This window comes from Nitratireductor sp. GISD-1A_MAKvit (assembly GCF_040819555.1).
Classification (GTDB): Bacteria; Pseudomonadota; Alphaproteobacteria; order Rhizobiales; family Rhizobiaceae; genus Nitratireductor.
In genome coordinates this window covers 3446706-3465107 of sequence record NZ_CP161920.1, presented here as the reverse complement: position 1 = coordinate 3465107, position 18402 = coordinate 3446706, and the positions used below count along the sequence as shown (strand labels likewise).

Below are 18402 nucleotides of genomic sequence, written 5' to 3'. Positions count from 1 at the left end.
CTTACGGGTAGCGGGTGAGCTCGGCGGTTACGCCTTCGTTCCTGATGCGCTGAAATGCGCTGGCAACCGCAGGCAGGTAGTCTTTAAATGACCTGAAACCGGCCAGTTGGAGGATTGCTTCGGCTGTCGGCTCGGCTGCGTCGGTTTCGTCGAATATGGCGCTCAGACGTTCATCCAGCGGATCGCTGAAGGCGGGCTGGCTCCCGCGGGCTTCCAGTGCCGCGATCCACAGCGCGATGCCGGCGCAAAGATGCGGTGCACTGCTTCCCTCTTCCAGCCGCGCCAGAAGCGGGCTGACAAAGCGCTGCGGCAGTTTTTGCGACCCATCATTGGCGATCTGCGCGGTGCGATGGCGAAGGGCAGGATTTGCAAACCGTGCGCTCAGCCGCTCCGTGTAGGAACCGGCCTCAAGGCGCGCCGCGCCCGAGAGCGTTTCGGCTGCTTCCCGCCAGAGGCCTTTTACAAACCGATCGACCAGAGGGTCGGCAAAGGCGTCGGCCACCGTTTCGTGGCCAAGGAGCTGACCGGAATAGGCAATGGCCGAATGCGCCCCGTTGAGGAGCCTGAGCTTCATCTCCTCGAAGGGTTCCACATCGGACACCATTTCGACACCGTGCCGCTCCCAGTCAGGGCGTCCCTGCGGGAAATCGTCCTCGACCACCCATTGCATGAAGGGCTCGGTCACGACGGGCCAGGCGTCTTCAGCACCAAGCGTTCTCGATATGCGTTCGCGATCGGTTTCGGCAGTGGCCGGAACGATGCGGTCGACCATGCTGGATGGGAAGGCGACATCTTCTTGGATGTGCCGCGCGAGAGCGGGATCGCACAGGCGCGAGAATTCCACGACGAGCCGGCGAAGCGTCGAGCCATTGGCCGGGAGGTTGTCGCAGGAAAGCACGGTGAAAGGGGCGGTTCCGGCGGCCCGGCGCAGGGCAAGCGCCTGTGAGATGAAACCCAGAATTCCGCTGGGGGAGGCCGGATCGGCAAGGTCTGCCGCCACTGTGGGATCGCTCGTGTCGAGCGCTCCCTCCGGCGTGCGCGGGTATGCCTTTTCGGTGACCGTCAGCGTTACGAGGCGGATCTCGGGCTTCGCCATGGCCTCCAGCACGGCCCGCGGATCCTCAGGCGCGACAAGCACCTCCCTGAGAGGGCCAAGCACCTTCAGTCTTTCGCCATCGCCCTGCCTTTCGGCGAGCGTGTATAGCCAGTCCTGCGGTGCAAGCGCGTCGCGCATTGCGGAACTGCGGAGGGAAACGCCAATGATGCCCCAACGGGCGTCTCCCTCCGCGAGGCAGGCATCCACATAAGCGGCCTGGTGGGCACGATGAAACGCACCGACGCCGAGATGCACGATGCCTGTTGTGACTTCTGCCGGGTCATAAGCCGGACGGGCGATGCCATCCGGCAGTTCGGCAAGCAGGGCTTTGTTGAGGCGGGGAAGCATTGCCGGTCAGCCGAGCCGCTGGCTCGTCTGTGCATCGAAGAGATGTGCCTTGTCGGCCTTTACGGCAAGACGCACGGTGTCTCCGGCGCGGATGTCCACGCGGTCGCGAAGCTGGGCAGACAGGATCTGCTCGCCAAACCGGACCTGAACGAGGGTTTCGGAACCTGTGGGTTCGACATTGGTTGCCACTGCCTCGAAACCACCGCCATCGGTGGATAGATGGAGATGCTCGGGCCGGATTCCATAAACGACACTGCCGACATCCGGAGCATCACCTTCGAAAGGCAGCTCCGCGCCGCCTTCGACGCTTACGGCCCTGCCACTCTTTGCAACACTGCCCTTGAGAAGGTTCATCGAGGGCGAGCCGATGAAGCTTGCCACGAAGGTGTTGTTGGGTCGGTCGTAGAGCTCCAGCGGGGCGCCGACCTGTTCCACGATACCGTCACGCATGACGACGATGCGGTCGGCCATGGTCATGGCCTCGATCTGGTCGTGTGTGACGTAGATGGTCGTCGTTTTGAGGCGGGCATGAATGTCCTTGAGCTCGGCCCGCATCTGCACGCGAAGCTTGGCGTCCAGATTGGAAAGCGGTTCGTCGAACAGAAAGACCTGCGGATCGCGAACGATGGCACGCCCCATGGCGACACGCTGGCGCTGCCCGCCCGACAGCTGACGCGGATAACGATCCAGATAATCGGCAAGCCCCAGAATGACCGCCGCTTCACGCACGCGCCGGTCGATCTCATCCTTCGGACGCTTGGCGAGCCTCAGCGAAAAGCCCATGTTTTCCGCAATCGTCATGTGGGGATAGAGCGCGTAGTTCTGGAACACCATGGCGATATCGCGGTGTTTGGGTTCCACGTCGTTGATGACACGCCCGCCAATGCTGATCGTGCCGTCGGAAATGTCCTCCAGCCCCGCGATCATGCGCAAAAGGGTGGATTTGCCACACCCCGACGGCCCCACGAGAACCACGAACGCACCGTCTGGAACGTCCACGCTGACGCCCTTGATGGTTTCGAGCTGTCCGTAAAACTTGCGGACATCCTGGATGTCGACTGCTGCCATGGTTACCTCGCGGCGTGAGCGGGAATTGTTGTTGCAAGGGCCTCTGCCACATGGATGGCGGCAAGGAGGCTCAGACCGGTGTGATAGCCGGGATCGAGATCGGGCGTGGCCGGAACGTAATCGGTGGGACCGACCGAAGTGCGTGTCTGGTAGGCGATGGGCGGGTGTCCGCGCCAGTAGTGGTTAAAAAATGCAGCGTCAGCCCGTTGCCAGACAGAAAGCGCCTCGCGTGAAGCGGTCAAATGATGGGCGAGGGCGGCGGTGCGGATCGTTTCGGGAAGCGACCACCATGGGCGGAAGGGGCTGAGCTTTTCGCCAGAAGAAACCGAAACGGCCAGATGAAGTCCGGTCTGTTCGAAACTCGCTTGGAACGAAGCGATAAGAATGCGCTCGAGCAGGGAAACGAGACCGGAGTCGTCTCGCACTTGTGCGTGGTCCAGCGCAAAGCCCGCAAACTCTATGCCGTGTCCGACATTGCAGGCGTCGCCGCCGGGAACATTGCGCAGCAGCCCTGTTTCTGTATCCAGATGGTTATCGATGACATGATCGATGAAGCGCCGCGCATAGGCGGTGTGCTGTTCAAGCCCGCAGCGCTCCAGCATTCCGGCGGCGCCCAGCAGGATCATGCGTGGGCCAAAATCATCCGGCTCCGCAGCGATGGATTCCGCACCCAGAGGGTTCTCCTCACCCATCTGAAAGCGGCCTTCCTCGATGGCGGTGATGACATTGCCCAGATAGGACAGGTGTTCGGGAAGCTCCTCCGGCGTAAAGCGGGCGGCTGCCGCAACGAGCCCCTTGGCTGCAAAAGCGTCGGAATAGGTGAACACCTCATCGGCCGGTTCCTGGGTGGTGACGGTCTCCTCGCCGGTCACACGGACGGGCTGAAGCCCGGCATCGTAGCGGAAATAGACGTGGCCGTCGCGCGAACGCAGTTCCCCGAGAACCCGAAACAGCGAGCGCCCGGCCTCATCAAGCCGTTTGGCCAGGGCGGGGTCTCGGTCTTCGAAGAATGCGGCATGGGTGACGAGGGCCTCAAGGCCGCGACCCTGGATCCAGCCATAGACATAGTGCGGGCCACGAAGACCGTCGGCCTCGCCATAATCGGCAAGCGTCAGACTGTTGACCTTCGTGTTGAGGAAACCCGGCCCCAGCCGGGGCCGGTCGAGCATCCAGTTGAGCGTGTCTGCATTGGCTGCCGAGTATCGGCTTGCAGCGCTCTGGAAGAAAGCGTTCCCGGCGGTCATTCCTTCATCCCCGTGCTGGCAACACCCTGCACGAAGTTGCGGCGCAGGATCACGAACAGCGTGATGGAGGGCACGAGCACTGCCGCAGACGCCGCACTCAGCCGGCCAAGATCGACCGTGAAGCCGGTCTGGAAGAGGGCGAGGCCAACCTCGATCGTGTAGCTGTCGCGCGTTGTCGTCACGATCATCGGCCAGGCGAAGGAGGTCCATGCCTGGAAGAAGGCGAGCACGGCGAGGGCTCCCAGCGCGCCGCGCAAGAGCGGCAGCACGATCTTCCAGAAGATCCAGAACTCGCCCGCGCCATCGATGCGTGCGGCCTCAAGCAGTTCGTCGGGAATGGAGTGCATCACGTTCTGGCGGATCAGGAAGATGCCGAAGCTCATGACCAGATAGCCAAGAAGCAGCCCCCAGAGCGAGTTGAGCACGCCCAGCGCCTGCGCCTGGAAATAGAGCGGGATCATGTAGACCTCAAACGGCACGATGGCCGTGGCGAGGATCAGGATGAAGACGATGTTGAGCGAGCGAAACGGAAACTTGGCCAGCACATAACCGGCGATTGCCGATGTCATGACAATCGCCACCATGGAAAGGGTGGAGAAGGCGACACTGTTGAAAATCCACAGCGGCAAGGGCGTGTCGGCCAGCACCGAGCGGAAATTCTCAAGCGTCGGATCGGTGGGGATGATGCGCGGCGGCCAGGCGACGATCTCTTCAGGCGTCTTGAAGGCGTTCGAGACCAGAAACACCAGCGGGAGGATCATCAGGATCGAGAAGCAGAACAGGAAAACATCGATCGCCAGATCAATGAGCCTGCCCCGCGTCTTCATGCGTCCGCCGGCTTTCGGGCGTGGTGTGGAGGCGGCAATCGTCTGTGTCATTTCCGCCCCTTTTCTCTGAGCAGGCCGAACTGGATGAGGGTCAGCACGAGGACGATGGCCAGAAGCACCACGGCTTCGGACGCTGCATAGCCGACGCGGTAATTGCGGAAGCTGTTTTCGAGCATGTCGAGCACCAGAACCCGAACCTGCCGGCCCGGCGCGCCCTGAGAATCGGAGGCGAGGACGAAGGCCTGTGCATAAACGTTGAAGGCCGAGATCAGGGTCACGACCGACACATAGAGCGTGATGGGTTTCAGCATCGGCACCGACACATGCCAGAAGCGCTGTATACCCGTTGCGCCATCGAGCTTGGCTGCCTCAAAGAGAGAAACCGGGAGATTCTTGAAGCCGACGAGATAGATCAGCACGGCATAGCCGAGCGCCTGCCAGGAGCACAGGATGATGATGCAGATCACCGATAGGACGGGGTCGAAAAGCCAGGCCTGAGCCGGAATTCCGAAGAATTCAAGCAAAGCGTTGAGCGGTCCGAGCTTGGCGTCGAAAATCCATTTCCACGCCATTGCGGCCGGCACGAGAGAAACCACATGCGGGATAAAGACCGAGGTTTCATAGAAGCCCGAAAAACGCGAATGGGTGCGATGGTGTATCAGCCCGGCAATCACCATGGCGGTGGGAACTGTCAGAAGAACAACGCCAAAGGCGATGATCGACGTGTTGGTCAGCGCGTTCAGAAACAGCTGATCCTGAAAGAGTTCGCGGAAATTTGCGAGGCCAACGAACGGCTTGTTCTTGGACAGAATGTTCCACTGGTGAAGGCTCAGGCGCAGTGTCTCGACAATCGGATACATGCGCACCCAGGCGAAGATGGCCAGGGTGGGCAGGATCGCCAGAATGGCGAAACGCCATCGCTTTTGTTGCAGCATTTGTTCCCCGTCGGACTGAAGTCACCAAGTGGAAGCGGCGCGAACGCCGCTTCCATGGCTGAGTAGCGAAAACGCGACTATTCGGCCAGCAGGCCTTCGCGCTTCAGGATGTTGTTTGTTTCCTCGGCAGCCTTTGCGAGCACAGCGTCGATCGCTGCATCGTCTTCGGCCAGGGAAGCGTTGCCGTAAGCGCTTGTCAGCTGGGCGGCAAGACGGGTCAGGACCTCTTCGATCGGCCCGATGGCCGGCAGGGTGAAGAACCTGTAGTCCTCGGGGTAATCGACAAACGCGCCATAGGCGGGAACCTTCTCCGTCACCACCCCGTAATCGACGCCGGACCGGTTGGGCAGCCAGCCGACATTGTCGAGAAGCCAGACCAGATTTTCGGGGTCGTTCGCCGCCTGCACATAGGCCCACGCGGCCTCGGCATCTTCACCCTCCACGGAGTTGACGTAGAGATTGGCCGGCAGGGCAATGGAACCAACGGGAAGCGGAGCGGTCGCATAGTTGAGATCGGGCGCCTTGGCCGCGATGTCGGCGATCACCCAGGATTCACGAATGAACATGGCCGTCTGGCCGCGTTCGAATGCCTCGGCGTCTGCCGGCATTTCGGGCGTCACGGTCTTCAGGACATGCACGTTTTCGAGATACTGCTTGAGCGCCTTGCGACCAGCTTCATTGGCGTAGTTCGCCTTCCACTTGCCGTCGCTCACTTCCTCGATCACCGAGCCGCCATACTGGAACAGGTTGATCCAGAACTTTTCGGCAATGCCCTGTCCACCGCCCGAAAGGCGCAGGCTCCAGCCCGAAACGGTCGCTTTTCCGTCTTCATCGCGCTGGGTGAGCTTCTCGGCGTAGTCCGTATAGGCTTCCATGGTCTGGGGTGGTTCCTTGAGACCAGCCGCCTCGAACATGTCGACATTGTAGAAGAGCGCGCCCTGACCGCGGAACAGCGGAACGCCGTAAACGGTGCCGTTTTTGGAAGCGGCATCGACGAAGAATTCGCCGAAATTCTCCTCGTTGGTGACGAAATTCGCCACGGCTTCCGGTGCTGCGGGCAGCAGATCGTTTTCGATGTAGCGGCTGGCCGTGGAACCGGCAAGTTCGATAACCGTCACGCCGGCGGAACCGGACGTGAGACCGAGCGCGATGCGCTTTTCATGTTCGCGCAGTGCAATGGCTTCGACATTGACCTCGAGATCGGGATATTTTTCCTTCAGCCCTTCCGCCACGTGCTCGTAGAACGGTGCCATTTCGGGATAGCCACTCCAGACATTGATGGTCTGGGCGAATGCGGAGCCCGACATCGTGGTGATGGCAGCCGTCAGCGACAGCGCCGCCACGCGCGCGGCCAAGCGCCCGCTGCCGGAATTCTTGTTGGTGGACCTGTACGCTCTCATCTTTTGTTCTCCCTTTCGACGTGAGCAGACTGCATAAATGTTCCCGGTGAAAAGTTGCCATGCAACCGGTTGCGCGTCAAGCCGGCTTGCTTTTGTATCGACATGACTCAAGCCAGCAGGTCACGGTTCCTGCCGCGACCGTTGTCCCCCCTTGTCCGACTGCATGTTGTTCAAAAGTCCTGCACAGGCAGATGCCAGTGCTTCGGCGCAACCGGGTGCGAAACTTGCCGGCTGTCCGTAATAGCGATGCGCCTCGTCCACCTCGTATCCGCCGAAGGCGTACTCCCCGGATGGCGGGATGTAGCCTGGGTTGTCTTCTGCAAATCCCGCGATGAATGCCACGCGGTCGCCACAGGCGGCGCGCAGGCCGAGCGCGGTTTCCGCGAAGATCTCTCCGGGCAGGCCAATGACGGGCATGCCGCCCCAGTCGAGCAGGGAAACGCGGGCAGGCAGGGGCTCCGTTGGTTGAAGCGCAACCGTCTCGGCCCAGTGGATCCAGGCGTCGAGCAGTGCCACCTGTGCGGCATCCGCTCCCTTGCGCTCATCGCGCCACCGTGTTGCCAGCTCCGCTGGTGTTTCTGTCTCACGACGTTCAAATGGCAGGTCAACCTGCGCTTCCAGTGCGGTCACATCCCCACCAAGTGGCTGTTCAGGTGCTTCCAGCGCTGCATTCGCAATGGCCTCGCCAATCCGCTCGGCGGCGGCAAAGCTGCGGTCCGGGTTGGTGGCAAGGCTGATCGAGGCATGGGCGCTGTGGCCGGTGTTTGCGTCGCCCACACAGCCGGTAACGAACAGGGCGGTGGCGCCGGGACAAGCGGCTTCGAGCGCGCGGCGTACGTAGTGCGGGTAGTCGGCCGTCCACAGTCTGTTGTCTGCGCCGAGCACCACGGGATGGCAGGCATAGCCTGTCATCAGGGCAATCATGTTGCCATTCCCGTCGCGCACACGCAGGAGCGGCAGGGCGCGGTCCACCGGGCCATCCGGGTGGCGACGATTGCGCGCAATGTCGGGGTCGGATCCGAGCCCGACCGAGAGTGTCGCTGGCCTTCTCGCGGCGACAGCCTGGTCGATGGCTTCGACACAGGCATCTTCCAGCCTTTGCAGATAGGCCTCGTCGGTCTCAACCGTGAGGCGGCCGGCCATGGAAACGGGGCCGCCATGATTGTGAAGAGCGCTCAAGATGACATTGGCCTCGGGGAGGGCGCAGCGGCGACGGATGCGCGCGCTCATCTCCCCATGCAGACCGATCACATCGACAACCACCATGGCGGTATCATTGACCACAAGCGCGCGCACCGTGAGCGGGTCGTGGGCGCCAGTTGCCGGCAGGGTGCGGGCGGCAAAGCCGGAAAGCGGCAAGCCTGCCGGCGGGGTGATGTCTACCGTGGCAACGCCTGCGCGGATCATGCGGAGAACACCTCCTCGCCGTGGATGTGGGTGCTCGTCAGGTTCAGCTTGCCGGTTTGTTCATCGACAGCAAAGCGAATGAAATCGGCTGGGGCCCCAAGCTTTATCACGCCGCGACCATCGACAAAGGCGCCGGGGTTGGCCGTGGCCAGCCTGAGCGCCTGGGCAAGCGAGAGGCCGGCCATGCGCATGGCAATCGGGACGTTTGCAATCAGCGGCAGACCGGCACCCGCCAGATAGGGTGTGCCGGCAATGCCGACGCGACCGTCCGCGCGCACCTCGACATCGCCGCCAATCGGCTGACGATAGATGCCGGGTTCCATGCCGGCAAGCGACACGCTGTCGGAAACCAGCAGGGCGCGCTCGAGCCCCTTTGCGCGCAGCATGGTCTTGAATGTGTCGTCGGGCAGGTGGTGGCCATCTGCAATGAGTGTTGCAGTGAGCCGATCATCGGCGAGCTGTGCCCAGATCAGGTTTGGATGGCGAGGCATGAGAGCGGCAGCGCCATTGCCAAGATGCGTCGAGAGCCGTGCACCGGCCTCGGCGGCTGCATGCACCTGCTCGGGCGTTGCGGCGGAATGGCCCAGAGCGACATGAACCCCCTGGGCCGTGACTGAACGAATATAGGTCGGGGCCTCGTCATACTCGGGTGCGAGGGTCACGAGGCGGACAAGACCGCCACTGGCTTTCTGCCATGCAGCGAATTCTTCGAGCGAGGGCGCGCGAACATGTTCCTGCGGGTGGGCACCACGCGGCCCGTCCTCGGGAGCGATCGAGGGGCCCTCCATGTGAACGCCGGGGATCATGCGTGCGCACAGCTCGTCTTCATCCCGGGCCCGGGCGATGACCGAGAGGGCATCCAGAAGACGCTCCTTCGAGCCGGTCACGAGAGTGGGAAGGTATGTGGCGACACCCAGACTTGCCATGATGCGGGTGAGTTCCAAGACGCGCCGGGCGGTCAGGTTGCCGTCATTCAGGTCGAGGCCCGCATAGCCATTGACCTGCAGGTCAACCAGACCGGGCGAGAGAAACGCTCCGTCACCGGATCCGGTGTCGGCAATGGAGGTGATCCGCCCGTCGCGGACCGTGACGGCAATGCCGGCTCCCGTGGCGGGATCGCGCCCGGTTATGGTTGCGCCACTGCTCACAGCGCGCGCACCCGATCGCGGAAACGGGCAAGGAAGCGGGCATTGGCCTCGTCGCCTCCAGGAGCATTTCCGCTGCGCCAGACCGGCGGCTCGACGCCACGCTCCAGCAGCTTCGCAACGGTGCGGATTACCAGACAGTTGAGTGCGAACGCATTGGCGAAAGTTGAAACGGCGGAGATGTTTTCCGTCATGCCCGGCAGGCTGACCACCGCATCGCCGATCGGAACCTTGGTGTCGATTGCGATGTCGACCACATCATGCAGGTTCTTTTTCTCCGGGTGGCGTGCCGGGTGGTCCGGGCTTGTGCTTTCGGCATGCTCGCGCGAGCTCACACCGACGAGAAACGCCCCGCGAGACTTTGCCTCCAGTGCCGCGTCTATCAGGGCTGCGTTGATGCCATATGCGTTTGCGAGGATCAGCACATCGCTTTCGCCCAATTGTGCATTTGCAATGACAACGCGGCCATATCCCGGCGTGCGCTCGATTGCCATGGAACGCAACGCACCGTTGGAAAGCAGCGTGCCTTCATCGAGGATCGCGCTCATGTGCATCAGGCCGCCGGCCCGGAAAAACACTTCCTGGCTGGCGAGATTTGAGTGCCCGCCGGGGCCGAAGATGTGAACCAGCCGATCGGCCTCGATCTGGGAAGCCAGGCGCTCGGCAGCGCTGTCGAGAGTGTCCCGCTCTTCCACAAGGATACGCCTCATGAGGTCGTGGCTTGTGTCGAGATACTGTTCGCAGACCGCATCTGCATTGATCTCAGGCATCGGGATCGGCCTCCTTGTCGAGATAGAGCGTGCAATTGCCGTGACCGCGCAGGATGCTGGCCGGGCAGGCGGTTGAAAGCGGTCCGTGTAGCGCCCCGTGCACGGCATCGCGCTTGTGAGCGCCAGGCACGATGCAGAACAACCGGTCGGCACGCAACAGGCGCGGGATGGTGAGGGACAATGCCGTGCGCGGCACGGCCTCAAGGCTGTCGAACCCGCCATCATCATATTGCTGCTGACGGCAGACCGCATCAAGCTCGACCAGCTTGACGTCCAGAGCATCCTCAAAATCTGCAATGGGCGGGTCATTGAAGGCAATGTGTCCGTTCACGCCTATGCCGAGGCAGACGAAATCGATTGGCGCTTCGTTCAGCAGGGCCGCATAGCGCCGGGCTTCTGCCTCGGGATCGGCACCCGGATCGATGCGATGGGCAGCGGCCAGCGGCAGCGCGTTGAAAATATGGAGATCAAGCCAGTGGCCGAAACGCTGTGGCGCATCGGGCGCCAGACCGATGAACTCATCCATGTGAAAGGCGGTCACGCGGGACCAGTCTATGCCCGGCATGGCGCGGAGCTGCTCGATCATGGAGGTCTGGCTTGGGGCCGAGGCGAATATGACGCGCACCCCCTCCTGGCGTGCAAGACGTTCGCGCAGGGCATGCGCGATGTCGGACGCGGCTGCCGCTCCCATTCCCGCCCGATCAGCGAAGGTCAGGACCTTCAACTTCTCAACATTTCGACTTGAGACAGGGGCGGGATTTTGCGGGGATTGAGTGTTCTGCAAATCGAAACTCCGAAGATGTCACCTGCTCGTCACAGAGCCTGCGGCAGAGAAACTGAAGTGATTGCACTATGTTGTGCAACCGGTTGCATGTCAACCGGTTGCCTGACGCAGCGCGCCGGTGCATCTTGTCGGGCATCGTTCAAGGTTCGAGGCAAAGCGGTGGCAGCAGAACGCAAAAGTGGCGTCACAATCAGTCAGGTGGCCAAGGAGGCGGGGGTGGCGCGCTCCAGCGTGTCGCGTGCCTTTACGCGGCCCGACATGCTGAGCCCTGAAACCGTTGAGCGCATTAAGGCCGCTGCCGCAAAGCTTGGCTATGTGCCGAACCACACGGCTCGGGCACTGAGCACCGGGCGTTATGGCAATCTGGCGCTGATCGTGCCGGATGTCGCAAACCCCTTCTTCCCGCCCATGATCCGCGCCGCACAGGTGGAGGCGGATCGCTCCGATTTCTGCGTTTTTCTGGGAAATTCCGATGAGGACCCGGAAAAGGAAGATCAGCTTCTGGGGCGCTTTGCCGGCCAGGTAGAAGGCATCATACTTGCCTCGCCGCGTCTTTCCGACGAGCGCATTGCCGCCCATGCGCTGCTGCGTCCCCTCGTCTTGATCAACCGTGATGTGAAAGGCATTCCGAAAGTGCTGATCGACAGTGGCACAGGCATCGCCGAAGCCACGCAGCACCTTGCCGACCTTGGCCATCGCAAGATCGTCTATGTGAGCGGCCCATCCACCTCCTGGTCGAACAAGCAGCGCCGGGCAGCGGTGCGCAAGGAAGCGCGCAAGCTGGGCCTGGATCTCGGCTTCGTTTCGGCCTCGGTGCCCAGTTTCGAGGCAGGACTTCAGGCCGTCGATGCCATTCTGACCAAGGGAGCAACCGCCGCGATCGCCTTTGACGACGTGACGGCACAGGGCATTGTGGCCGGCCTGTCGGAACGCGGTGTCCGTGTGCCGGACGAGTTTTCGGTGGTTGGTTGCGACGATGCACTTGGGCCGCTCACGGTGCCGAGCCTTACCACCGTCTCCAGCCGGTCCGTCGAGGCCGGAAAGCTGGCGGTCTCGCTCCTGTTGGAAGTGCTGAAATCGCAGGCCGTGCGCGATGCATCCTACGTTCTTGAAACGCACCTGGTCGTGCGGTCCACCACCGACCGGGCCCTGCACCGCTCGTGAGTTGAGATGGAATGGGGGAGACCGGCAGGTCTCGCGCATCTTGTTGCAGCCAACGGCCGCAATTCACCGGGTCTCAGGATCAGAAAGGAAAGACCCGCCACCCGTGACAGAGCGGCGGGTTTTGTTTTTCTCAGTCGCTGCGCAGCGACCGGCTGACCAGCACCAGGCGGCCATCAGCGCCAACTACGTAGGTTTCCGTGTACCGGTTGCCCTGATGGTAGATCTCATGGTGCAGAAGCGAACCAACAGGAGTCGACTTCAGGGCTGATTTCGTCGGACCATCCGCAGTGATGCTGTTTGGCAGCGGCTCGATTGCCAGAGCTGGAAGCGTAAACAGTGAGGCTGCGAAAATCGAAAGCAGTTTGATGTTCATAGCGAGCTCCATTCGTTTGCATTCAGCTCGATACAGAAGGGGGGCTGCATCGGCGCAGGAAATGTCTCAGCTATCTCCATCACTGGGAAATCAATGGGTGGCGACGCGGCTCACGTTAAATCTCACGGGAACGGGAACGAGCGTGACCGGCATCGGGGCCGGGCCGACGCTCGCTGCCCGATGCCTGCGGGCGGATCTGCCGCATTCTAGCGCAGTAGCGAGGCAATGGTCTGCGCGATCGCCGCAGGGCTGTGGTTGAGCCAGCTTTCGTTCATTTTCAGAACGTAGCCATCGGCAGAAGGCGGCGGAACTTTCACATTCGCCGCAGCCGCACGTTTCGCGACTTCGCCGTGATCGGCCCTGCAGGCGATGCGAATGACATTGGTATCATCGGCTAGGCGCGAGGCCTTTACCTGCTTTGTCGAGAGGGCTTGGAGAACTGCCGCGCCCGCTTTTCGCACCGCTGCCCAGTTTTCTGTTTGCCGTGCAAGCGCGCTGTTCGCCAGAAGTGCGGCAGGCCACATCTGGAACAGTCCGCCCCCATAGCGCCGCCGTTCGTGGTTCTGCCCTTCAAGAGCAGCCGCCGACCCGGCCAGAACAGCGCCGAAAGGCGCTTCGAGATATTTGTAGAGGGAGAGGTAGACATAGTCGAAGGGCGCAGCGATTTCCTTCAACTGGCGGTTTGTCCATGCGGCTTCGATGAAGATCCGCGCCCCGTCGAGGATGAGTGGAATACCCTCGGCTTTCGCCAACGCGATGACCTCCTCAAGCGCCACGGGGTCGAACACGCGGTTTGCATGGCGCCGGCTCGGCGTTTCGATCATCACGCCGATGATCGTGGCCGGCACGCGCGCACTGGCGGTGCGGTCGATTTCGGCACGCAGTTGTTCTGCGGTAAAGCTCGGTCCCTGCGAAACCAGCGGCACGGTGGTCACGCCGATGCCGTGGGTAAAATTGTCACCTGCATCGTTGAACACATGGCTGTCGCTCTGCACGACCAGCCGCGGCCCGCGTTTTGCAGTGGCAAGCTCGCGCGCGGCCAGCATGTTGGCGAGTGTACCGGTCGGGTACATGACCGCGGCTTCCTTGCCGAACATCGCAGCAACGTTGTTCTCCAACTCGGTAACCGGCCCGCCGACGCCGTAATAGTCCGGTGTGACATCGCCTGCGGCGGTTAGCGCGGCAAGACGCTCGGCGGTTTCCTTTGGTGTCAGCCAGTCGCCGTCATCGGCAAGGTTCAGCCGTGTCACGCAGCACCTCCTGCCTTGCCCACGGCGTCCGGGAACAGGGCGCGAAGTCCGTTGACCACATCGGCCACGCTGGCCCTGAGGCTGGCTTCGCCCTTTTCCTTTGTGGCCAGCGTGGCATCGCCACGGATGCCGGTTGCGGAGTAGTCCACGCCGCTCTCCGGATCGCCGCTGAACGTGGCAGGCCAGTAGAAGACGGTTTTCGGCGCGTCGAGCTGGTGCCCGTAGTCGCAGACGAGCTTGTCCTTGCGCACGCGGCTTTCATCGAGCGCGAGGATCAGCGAGGTTTCGTGTTCGTCGCCATGTCCGCCGAGCTTCTGCGTCATCAGGTGATCGGCTTCCTTGCCGATGGCCAGAATATTGGCCAGCGCAACGCGGGTTCCGGTGCGTTCGTAGAATTCCCTGACGGCCACCTGCACGACGGGCGTTGTCGAAACACCGGTGTTGAGGATTGCGAGATTGCGGAAACCCTGAGCGAGGAAGCCGCTCAGAACATCGTCGATGAGCATGGAGAAGGTTTCGGGGCGGATGTGCTGACTGCCGGGGTAGTGGCGGAAAGCCGGATAGTAGCCGAACGACATGACGGGCGCGGCGAGAATTGGAAGCTCCTCAAGAACACCGTCCGTCAACCCGCGTGCGAGCAGGTAGTCGGTGCACAGGGGCAGCGCGTGGCCGTGTTCCTTGGCGGCGGCGCCAATGGGTATGAGCACCAGCGCATCGCGGTCGAGCCACTCTGCTGCCTCGCTCCAGGTCAGATCTTCCAGCCAACGGCCTTTCATCGGGCTTCTCCTTCAATCATTCTTTTGTCGTCCGGATCGTGCCGCGGCGTTGCCGCGTTCGCTCCGGGAAAGTGGCAGGCAACAGCCTGCCCGTCGCTACGGGTTTCAAGCCGGGGTACCTCGCTGCGGCATTTCGCCTGAACACGCGGACAGCGCAGGTGAAAGGGGCAGCCCGGCGGCGGGTTTATCGGGTTCGGGATCTCGCCCGATGGCACCGGAATGCGCCCGCGCCGTCCCGCTCCTGCCTCCGGAATGGCGGAGAGCAGCGCCTGGGTGTACGGGTGCTGCGGGCTCTCGAAAAGCTGCGCTTCGGTGCCGATCTCGACCACGCGGCCGAGATAGAGCACGGCAATGCGGTGGCACAGGAAGCGGACAACGCCAAGATTGTGCGAGATGAAGACGAAGGTCACCCCGGTCTCACGCTGAATGTCGCGCAACAGGGTGAGAACCTGTGCCTGCACCGAGACGTCCAGTGCCGACACTGCCTCGTCGCAAACGATCAGACGCGGCTTCACGGCAAGCGCTCGGGCGATGCCGATACGCTGACGCTGACCACCGGAGAACGCATGCGGGTAACGCTCTGCGCTTTCTGCCGGCAAACCGACAACGTCCAGAACCTCCGCGACGCGGGCAGCGATTTCTGCGCGCTTCATGCCGATGTTGACCAGCGGCTCGGCGATGATCTCGCCCACCTTCATCCGGGGATTGAGCGACGCATAGGGGTCCTGGAACACGATCTGGATATCGCGGCGCAGCGGCCGCATGGCCCGCTTGCCAAGCCGGGTGATGTCGCGCCCGTCGAAGACGATCGCGCCGTCGCTCGGATCTGTCAGCCGCAGGATCATGCGTCCCAGCGTGGACTTTCCACAGCCGCTTTCACCGACGATGCCGAGGGTCTCGCCGGCGGCAACATGGAGCGAAACATCGCTGACCGCCGCCAGTTCTTTGTTTCCAACCCGGAAGCGTTTGGAAAGTTTCTCAAGCTTCAACAAAGGCTCGGTCATGCCGGGACCTCCAGCTCATCAATCGCTTCGGTGCGGAAGCAGCGGGCAAGATGCGCGGGCGCCACCTCGGCCAGCAACGGCACGGATTGCGCGCAGGCCACCACCGCCATGGGGCAGCGCTCGTGAAACCGGCAGCCAGCCGGAAAACGCCCTGCTGCCGGCATGGTGCCTCTTATGATGGGAAGACTGTCCTGGCGTTGCGTTGCCGTGGGAATCGAGCGGAGCAGGAGCCGGGAATATGGGTGGGCCGACCGCGTGAAAAGTGCATCGCTCTTTGAGCGCTCCACCACCTGTCCACCATACATCACCACCACGCGGTCGGCGATCTGCGCAACCACACCCATGTCATGGGTGATGAGCATGACCCCCATGCCGAACTCGTCTTTCAGATCCAGAATGAGGTTCAGAATCTGCGCCTGAATGGTCACATCCAGAGCGGTGGTCGGTTCGTCTGCGATGAGAAGTTTCGGACGGCAGGCAAGCGCTATGGCGATCATGATGCGCTGTTTCATTCCGCCGGAGAGCTGGTGCGGATAATCGCGTGCACGCAGGTCAGGTGCGGGGATGCCCACACGGTCCATGAGCTCCAGCGCACGGCGGCGAGCCTCCGCCGGGGGGCAGTAGCCATGCTCGGACATCGCCTCGACGATCTGGTCGCCAATCCGTTGCACGGGGTTCAGGCTGGTGCCCGGCTCCTGAAAGATCATCGCCATTTCAGGTCCGCGGAGCGCGCGCATCGCCTCGCCCGAGAGTGCCGTCAGCTCGGTGCCGGAAAGCGCGATGCTGCCGGAGGTGATCCGGCCGGAAGTGCCGAGCAGCCCCATGATGGAGAGCGATGTGACGGATTTCCCGGAACCGCTTTCTCCGACCACGCCCACGATCTCGCCGGGCATGACATCGAAAGAGACGTTGTTGAGCACCTCGACAGGACCGCGCAACGTGTTGAACGAGACGCAGAGGTCCCTAATGTCCAGAAGCTTCATCACCGCCCCCTGCCTTTTGGGTCAAGCACATCGCGCAGGCCGTCGCCCAAGAGGTTGAAGCCGATCATGGTGATCCCGAGGGCCACCGAGGCGGATAGTGCCAGATGAGGGTCGGTGCGCAGATTGGGCAGGCCGTCGCGGATCATGCCACCCCATGTGGGGTAGGGCTCCTGCACGCCGATGCCGAGAAACGACATGGTGGCTTCGGCCATGATGACCATGCCTACGCCAAGCGAGGCACGCACGATCATCGGGGAGACGATGTTGGGCAGGAGATGCCGCCACATGATGCGCCATGTGGGTGTGCCGCAGGCAATGCCAGCTTCCACGAACGGTTCTTCGCGCAGCGACAGGACCAGCGCGCGCGCCATGCGCGCAATGCCAGGCCACCAGACGAGAGCCAATGCGACAATGACCGTGAGTGTGCCGGGGCCCATGGCCGCAGCCACGATGATGGCGATGATCAGCTCGGGAAATGCAAAGATGATGTCGACAAACCGCATGAGAAGATTGTCGACATGCCCGCGATACCAGGCGGCGATCATGCCGAGAAGTGTGCCGAATGTCATGGTGATTGCGAGAACGGAGAGCGCAACGGTGAGCGATACACGGGCTCCCATGATAAGCCGGCTTAAAACATCGCGACCCAGTGCGTCGGTTCCAAGAAGATGATCTCCGCCGGGTGGCAGCCAGGTCGCCATGATGGAAACCTTCGTGGGATCGTAGGGCGTGATCCAGGGCGCAAGCAGCGCTACGATGGCGACCAGCGCGACGATCGTGCTGCCGATCACGGCATTGCGCGAGCGCAGGAACCGTATCTGGAAATCGGTGAGGCCGCGCCTTGGTGCCGGTGCTGTCAGCGCGTCGGTATTTGGTGCCTGCCGGGTCATGCCGTTGCCTCATCGAAGCGTATGCGGGGATCGAGCCAGGCATAGATGAGATCCACGCACAGATTGATCAGAGAGTAGAAAACGGTGAACAGGAGCACGATGGACATGGTGACCGGGTAATCACGCGCAAGCACGCTGTCGATGGCGATGCGTCCGAGACCCGGAATGTTGAAAACGGTCTCCACCACGAATGCGCCTGAAAGGAGACTGCCGAAGATCAGGCCGATGGAGGTGACGATGGGCACCATCGTGTTGCCGAGTGCATGGCGCCAGATGACGCGCATTTCGCGCACTCCCTTGGCGCGTGCAGTGCGCACGAAATCCCGGTCGAGCACTTCGAGCATGTAGGTGCGGGTCAAACGGGCGATCACGGCCATGGGACTGACGACCAGAACGACCACGGGCAGGATCAGGTGGACGGGGTCCCCCCAGCCGGCAACCGGCAGCAGGGCCAGCTTGAGCGACAGCAGCCAGACCAGCAGTGCCGCCAGTGCGAAGGAGGGAATGGAAATGAACGCGACGAGCATGAGAATGACGCCCGTATCGGCCCAGCTCCCCGCGCGCACGGCGGCAAAGACACCGAAGAACAGGCCGAGCGGGACGGCGATGAACAGTGCCGAAAGCGCCAGCAGGGGCGTGATCGTCATGCCATCGCGGATGACATCGATCACGGTCGAGCCGACATAGCGGTAGGAAAGGCCGAAAGTGCCGTTCAGCACATCGCCGATATAGGTGAGGAATTGAACCGCAAGCGGCTGATCCAACCCGTAATCCGCGCGCAGTCGCGCCTCCAGCGCGGCATCGCCCGCGTGGTCGGACAGCATGACCATGATCGGATCGCCCGGGACGGCCCTGACCGCGAAGAATGTCACGATCAGGGCCACGGCCCAAACCAGCGTCAGCCCGAGCAGACGCCGCGTCGCATAGTGCAGCATGTG

18 protein-coding genes are annotated in these 18402 nt (G+C 62.3%); 1 reads left to right on the top strand and 17 read right to left on the bottom strand.

All coding sequences use genetic code 11. From position 1 onward, the window contains the following. Position 1: 1 nt before the first annotated feature. From AB2N04_RS17995 to AB2N04_RS17950, 10 genes are all read right to left on the bottom strand, one after another. Entirely contained in the window at positions 2-1444 is a 1443-nt protein-coding gene (locus AB2N04_RS17995; protein ID WP_367716043.1) for a mannitol dehydrogenase family protein, read from the bottom strand. A 6-nt stretch (positions 1445-1450) separates the two neighbouring features. Then, positions 1451-2512 (bottom strand): ABC transporter ATP-binding protein, encoded by a 1062-nt coding sequence (locus tag AB2N04_RS17990; RefSeq protein ID WP_367716042.1) that lies wholly within the window; start codon positions 2510-2512, stop codon positions 1451-1453. A gap of 2 nt (positions 2513-2514) precedes the next feature. Continuing rightward, the gene (locus AB2N04_RS17985; RefSeq protein ID WP_367716041.1) at positions 2515-3756 is read right to left on the bottom strand and encodes a hypothetical protein; all 1242 of its coding nucleotides are present in this window, start codon (positions 3754-3756) and stop codon (positions 2515-2517) included. Further along, positions 3753-4634: a carbohydrate ABC transporter permease gene (locus tag AB2N04_RS17980; protein ID WP_367716040.1), complete on the bottom strand. Its 882-nt coding sequence runs from the start codon at positions 4632-4634 to the stop codon at positions 3753-3755. Before AB2N04_RS17980 ends, AB2N04_RS17985 begins: the two co-directional genes overlap by 4 nt. Continuing rightward, the gene (locus AB2N04_RS17975) at positions 4631-5518 is read right to left on the bottom strand and encodes a carbohydrate ABC transporter permease (RefSeq protein ID WP_367716039.1); all 888 of its coding nucleotides are present in this window, start codon (positions 5516-5518) and stop codon (positions 4631-4633) included. The genes AB2N04_RS17980 and AB2N04_RS17975 overlap by 4 nt, the downstream gene beginning before the upstream one ends. 77 nt (positions 5519-5595) lie before the next feature. After that, complete coding sequence (locus AB2N04_RS17970; RefSeq protein ID WP_367716038.1) at positions 5596-6918, bottom strand: extracellular solute-binding protein; 1323 nt, start codon at positions 6916-6918, stop codon at positions 5596-5598. A gap of 120 nt (positions 6919-7038) precedes the next feature. Next, a complete protein-coding gene (locus AB2N04_RS17965; protein WP_367716037.1) occupies positions 7039-8325 on the bottom strand; it encodes a neutral/alkaline non-lysosomal ceramidase N-terminal domain-containing protein in 1287 nt (428 codons plus the stop codon). Next, positions 8322-9473 (bottom strand): N-acetylglucosamine-6-phosphate deacetylase, encoded by a 1152-nt coding sequence (locus AB2N04_RS17960; RefSeq protein ID WP_367716035.1) that lies wholly within the window; start codon positions 9471-9473, stop codon positions 8322-8324. The genes AB2N04_RS17965 and AB2N04_RS17960 overlap by 4 nt, the downstream gene beginning before the upstream one ends. Next, positions 9470-10240, bottom strand: coding sequence for a sugar isomerase domain-containing protein (locus tag AB2N04_RS17955; protein ID WP_367716033.1), 771 nt, complete (start codon positions 10238-10240; stop codon positions 9470-9472). Before AB2N04_RS17955 ends, AB2N04_RS17960 begins: the two co-directional genes overlap by 4 nt. Further along, the gene (locus AB2N04_RS17950) at positions 10233-10964 is read right to left on the bottom strand and encodes a 6-phosphogluconolactonase (protein ID WP_367716032.1); all 732 of its coding nucleotides are present in this window, start codon (positions 10962-10964) and stop codon (positions 10233-10235) included. The genes AB2N04_RS17955 and AB2N04_RS17950 overlap by 8 nt, the downstream gene beginning before the upstream one ends. A gap of 219 nt (positions 10965-11183) precedes the next feature. On the opposite strand from AB2N04_RS17950, the gene AB2N04_RS17945 reads away from it, so the two are divergent. Next, entirely contained in the window at positions 11184-12188 is a 1005-nt protein-coding gene (locus AB2N04_RS17945; protein WP_367716030.1) for a LacI family DNA-binding transcriptional regulator, read from the top strand. A gap of 130 nt (positions 12189-12318) precedes the next feature. Here the strand turns inward: AB2N04_RS17945 and AB2N04_RS17940 are convergent, their stop codons facing one another. The 7 genes from AB2N04_RS17940 to AB2N04_RS17910 all read right to left on the bottom strand — a co-directional run bounded on the left by AB2N04_RS17940 (position 12319) and on the right by AB2N04_RS17910 (position 18399). Then, the gene (locus AB2N04_RS17940; RefSeq protein ID WP_367716028.1) at positions 12319-12561 is read right to left on the bottom strand and encodes a hypothetical protein; all 243 of its coding nucleotides are present in this window, start codon (positions 12559-12561) and stop codon (positions 12319-12321) included. 206 nt (positions 12562-12767) lie between these two features. Next, entirely contained in the window at positions 12768-13811 is a 1044-nt protein-coding gene (locus AB2N04_RS17935) for a low specificity L-threonine aldolase (RefSeq protein WP_367716027.1), read from the bottom strand. After that, positions 13808-14587 (bottom strand): creatininase family protein, encoded by a 780-nt coding sequence (locus AB2N04_RS17930; RefSeq protein WP_367716025.1) that lies wholly within the window; start codon positions 14585-14587, stop codon positions 13808-13810. The genes AB2N04_RS17935 and AB2N04_RS17930 overlap by 4 nt, the downstream gene beginning before the upstream one ends. Continuing rightward, positions 14584-15591, bottom strand: coding sequence for an ABC transporter ATP-binding protein (locus AB2N04_RS17925; protein ID WP_367716023.1), 1008 nt, complete (start codon positions 15589-15591; stop codon positions 14584-14586). Before AB2N04_RS17925 ends, AB2N04_RS17930 begins: the two co-directional genes overlap by 4 nt. Then, entirely contained in the window at positions 15588-16574 is a 987-nt protein-coding gene (locus AB2N04_RS17920) for an ABC transporter ATP-binding protein (protein WP_367716022.1), read from the bottom strand. The genes AB2N04_RS17925 and AB2N04_RS17920 overlap by 4 nt, the downstream gene beginning before the upstream one ends. Further along, the gene (locus AB2N04_RS17915; protein ID WP_367716020.1) at positions 16574-17464 is read right to left on the bottom strand and encodes an ABC transporter permease; all 891 of its coding nucleotides are present in this window, start codon (positions 17462-17464) and stop codon (positions 16574-16576) included. Before AB2N04_RS17915 ends, AB2N04_RS17920 begins: the two co-directional genes overlap by 1 nt. Continuing rightward, on the bottom strand, positions 17461-18399 hold the full coding sequence (locus tag AB2N04_RS17910) for an ABC transporter permease (protein WP_367716019.1): 939 nt from the start codon (positions 18397-18399) through the stop codon (positions 17461-17463). The genes AB2N04_RS17915 and AB2N04_RS17910 overlap by 4 nt, the downstream gene beginning before the upstream one ends. Positions 18400-18402 lie beyond the last annotated feature (3 nt).

What these genes read in the sequence shown, in the direction of transcription:
- AB2N04_RS17925 (WP_367716023.1), bottom strand. Translation starts at nt 15,591, where the DNA reads ATGACCGAGCCTTTGTTGAAGCTTGAGAAACTTTCCAAACGCTTCCGG.
- AB2N04_RS17910 (WP_367716019.1), bottom strand. Translation starts at nt 18,399, where the DNA reads ATGCTGCACTATGCGACGCGGCGTCTGCTCGGGCTGACGCTGGTTTGG.
- AB2N04_RS17940 (WP_367716028.1), bottom strand. Translation starts at nt 12,561, where the DNA reads ATGAACATCAAACTGCTTTCGATTTTCGCAGCCTCACTGTTTACGCTT.
- AB2N04_RS17990 (WP_367716042.1), bottom strand. Translation starts at nt 2,512, where the DNA reads ATGGCAGCAGTCGACATCCAGGATGTCCGCAAGTTTTACGGACAGCTC.
- AB2N04_RS17920 (WP_367716022.1), bottom strand. Translation starts at nt 16,574, where the DNA reads ATGAAGCTTCTGGACATTAGGGACCTCTGCGTCTCGTTCAACACGTTG.
- AB2N04_RS17965 (WP_367716037.1), bottom strand. Translation starts at nt 8,325, where the DNA reads ATGATCCGCGCAGGCGTTGCCACGGTAGACATCACCCCGCCGGCAGGC.
- AB2N04_RS17970 (WP_367716038.1), bottom strand. Translation starts at nt 6,918, where the DNA reads ATGAGAGCGTACAGGTCCACCAACAAGAATTCCGGCAGCGGGCGCTTG.
- AB2N04_RS17955 (WP_367716033.1), bottom strand. Translation starts at nt 10,240, where the DNA reads ATGCCTGAGATCAATGCAGATGCGGTCTGCGAACAGTATCTCGACACA.
- AB2N04_RS17930 (WP_367716025.1), bottom strand. Translation starts at nt 14,587, where the DNA reads ATGAAAGGCCGTTGGCTGGAAGATCTGACCTGGAGCGAGGCAGCAGAG.
- AB2N04_RS17980 (WP_367716040.1), bottom strand. Translation starts at nt 4,634, where the DNA reads ATGACACAGACGATTGCCGCCTCCACACCACGCCCGAAAGCCGGCGGA.
- AB2N04_RS17975 (WP_367716039.1), bottom strand. Translation starts at nt 5,518, where the DNA reads ATGCTGCAACAAAAGCGATGGCGTTTCGCCATTCTGGCGATCCTGCCC.
- AB2N04_RS17985 (WP_367716041.1), bottom strand. Translation starts at nt 3,756, where the DNA reads ATGACCGCCGGGAACGCTTTCTTCCAGAGCGCTGCAAGCCGATACTCG.
- AB2N04_RS17995 (WP_367716043.1), bottom strand. Translation starts at nt 1,444, where the DNA reads ATGCTTCCCCGCCTCAACAAAGCCCTGCTTGCCGAACTGCCGGATGGC.
- AB2N04_RS17915 (WP_367716020.1), bottom strand. Translation starts at nt 17,464, where the DNA reads ATGACCCGGCAGGCACCAAATACCGACGCGCTGACAGCACCGGCACCA.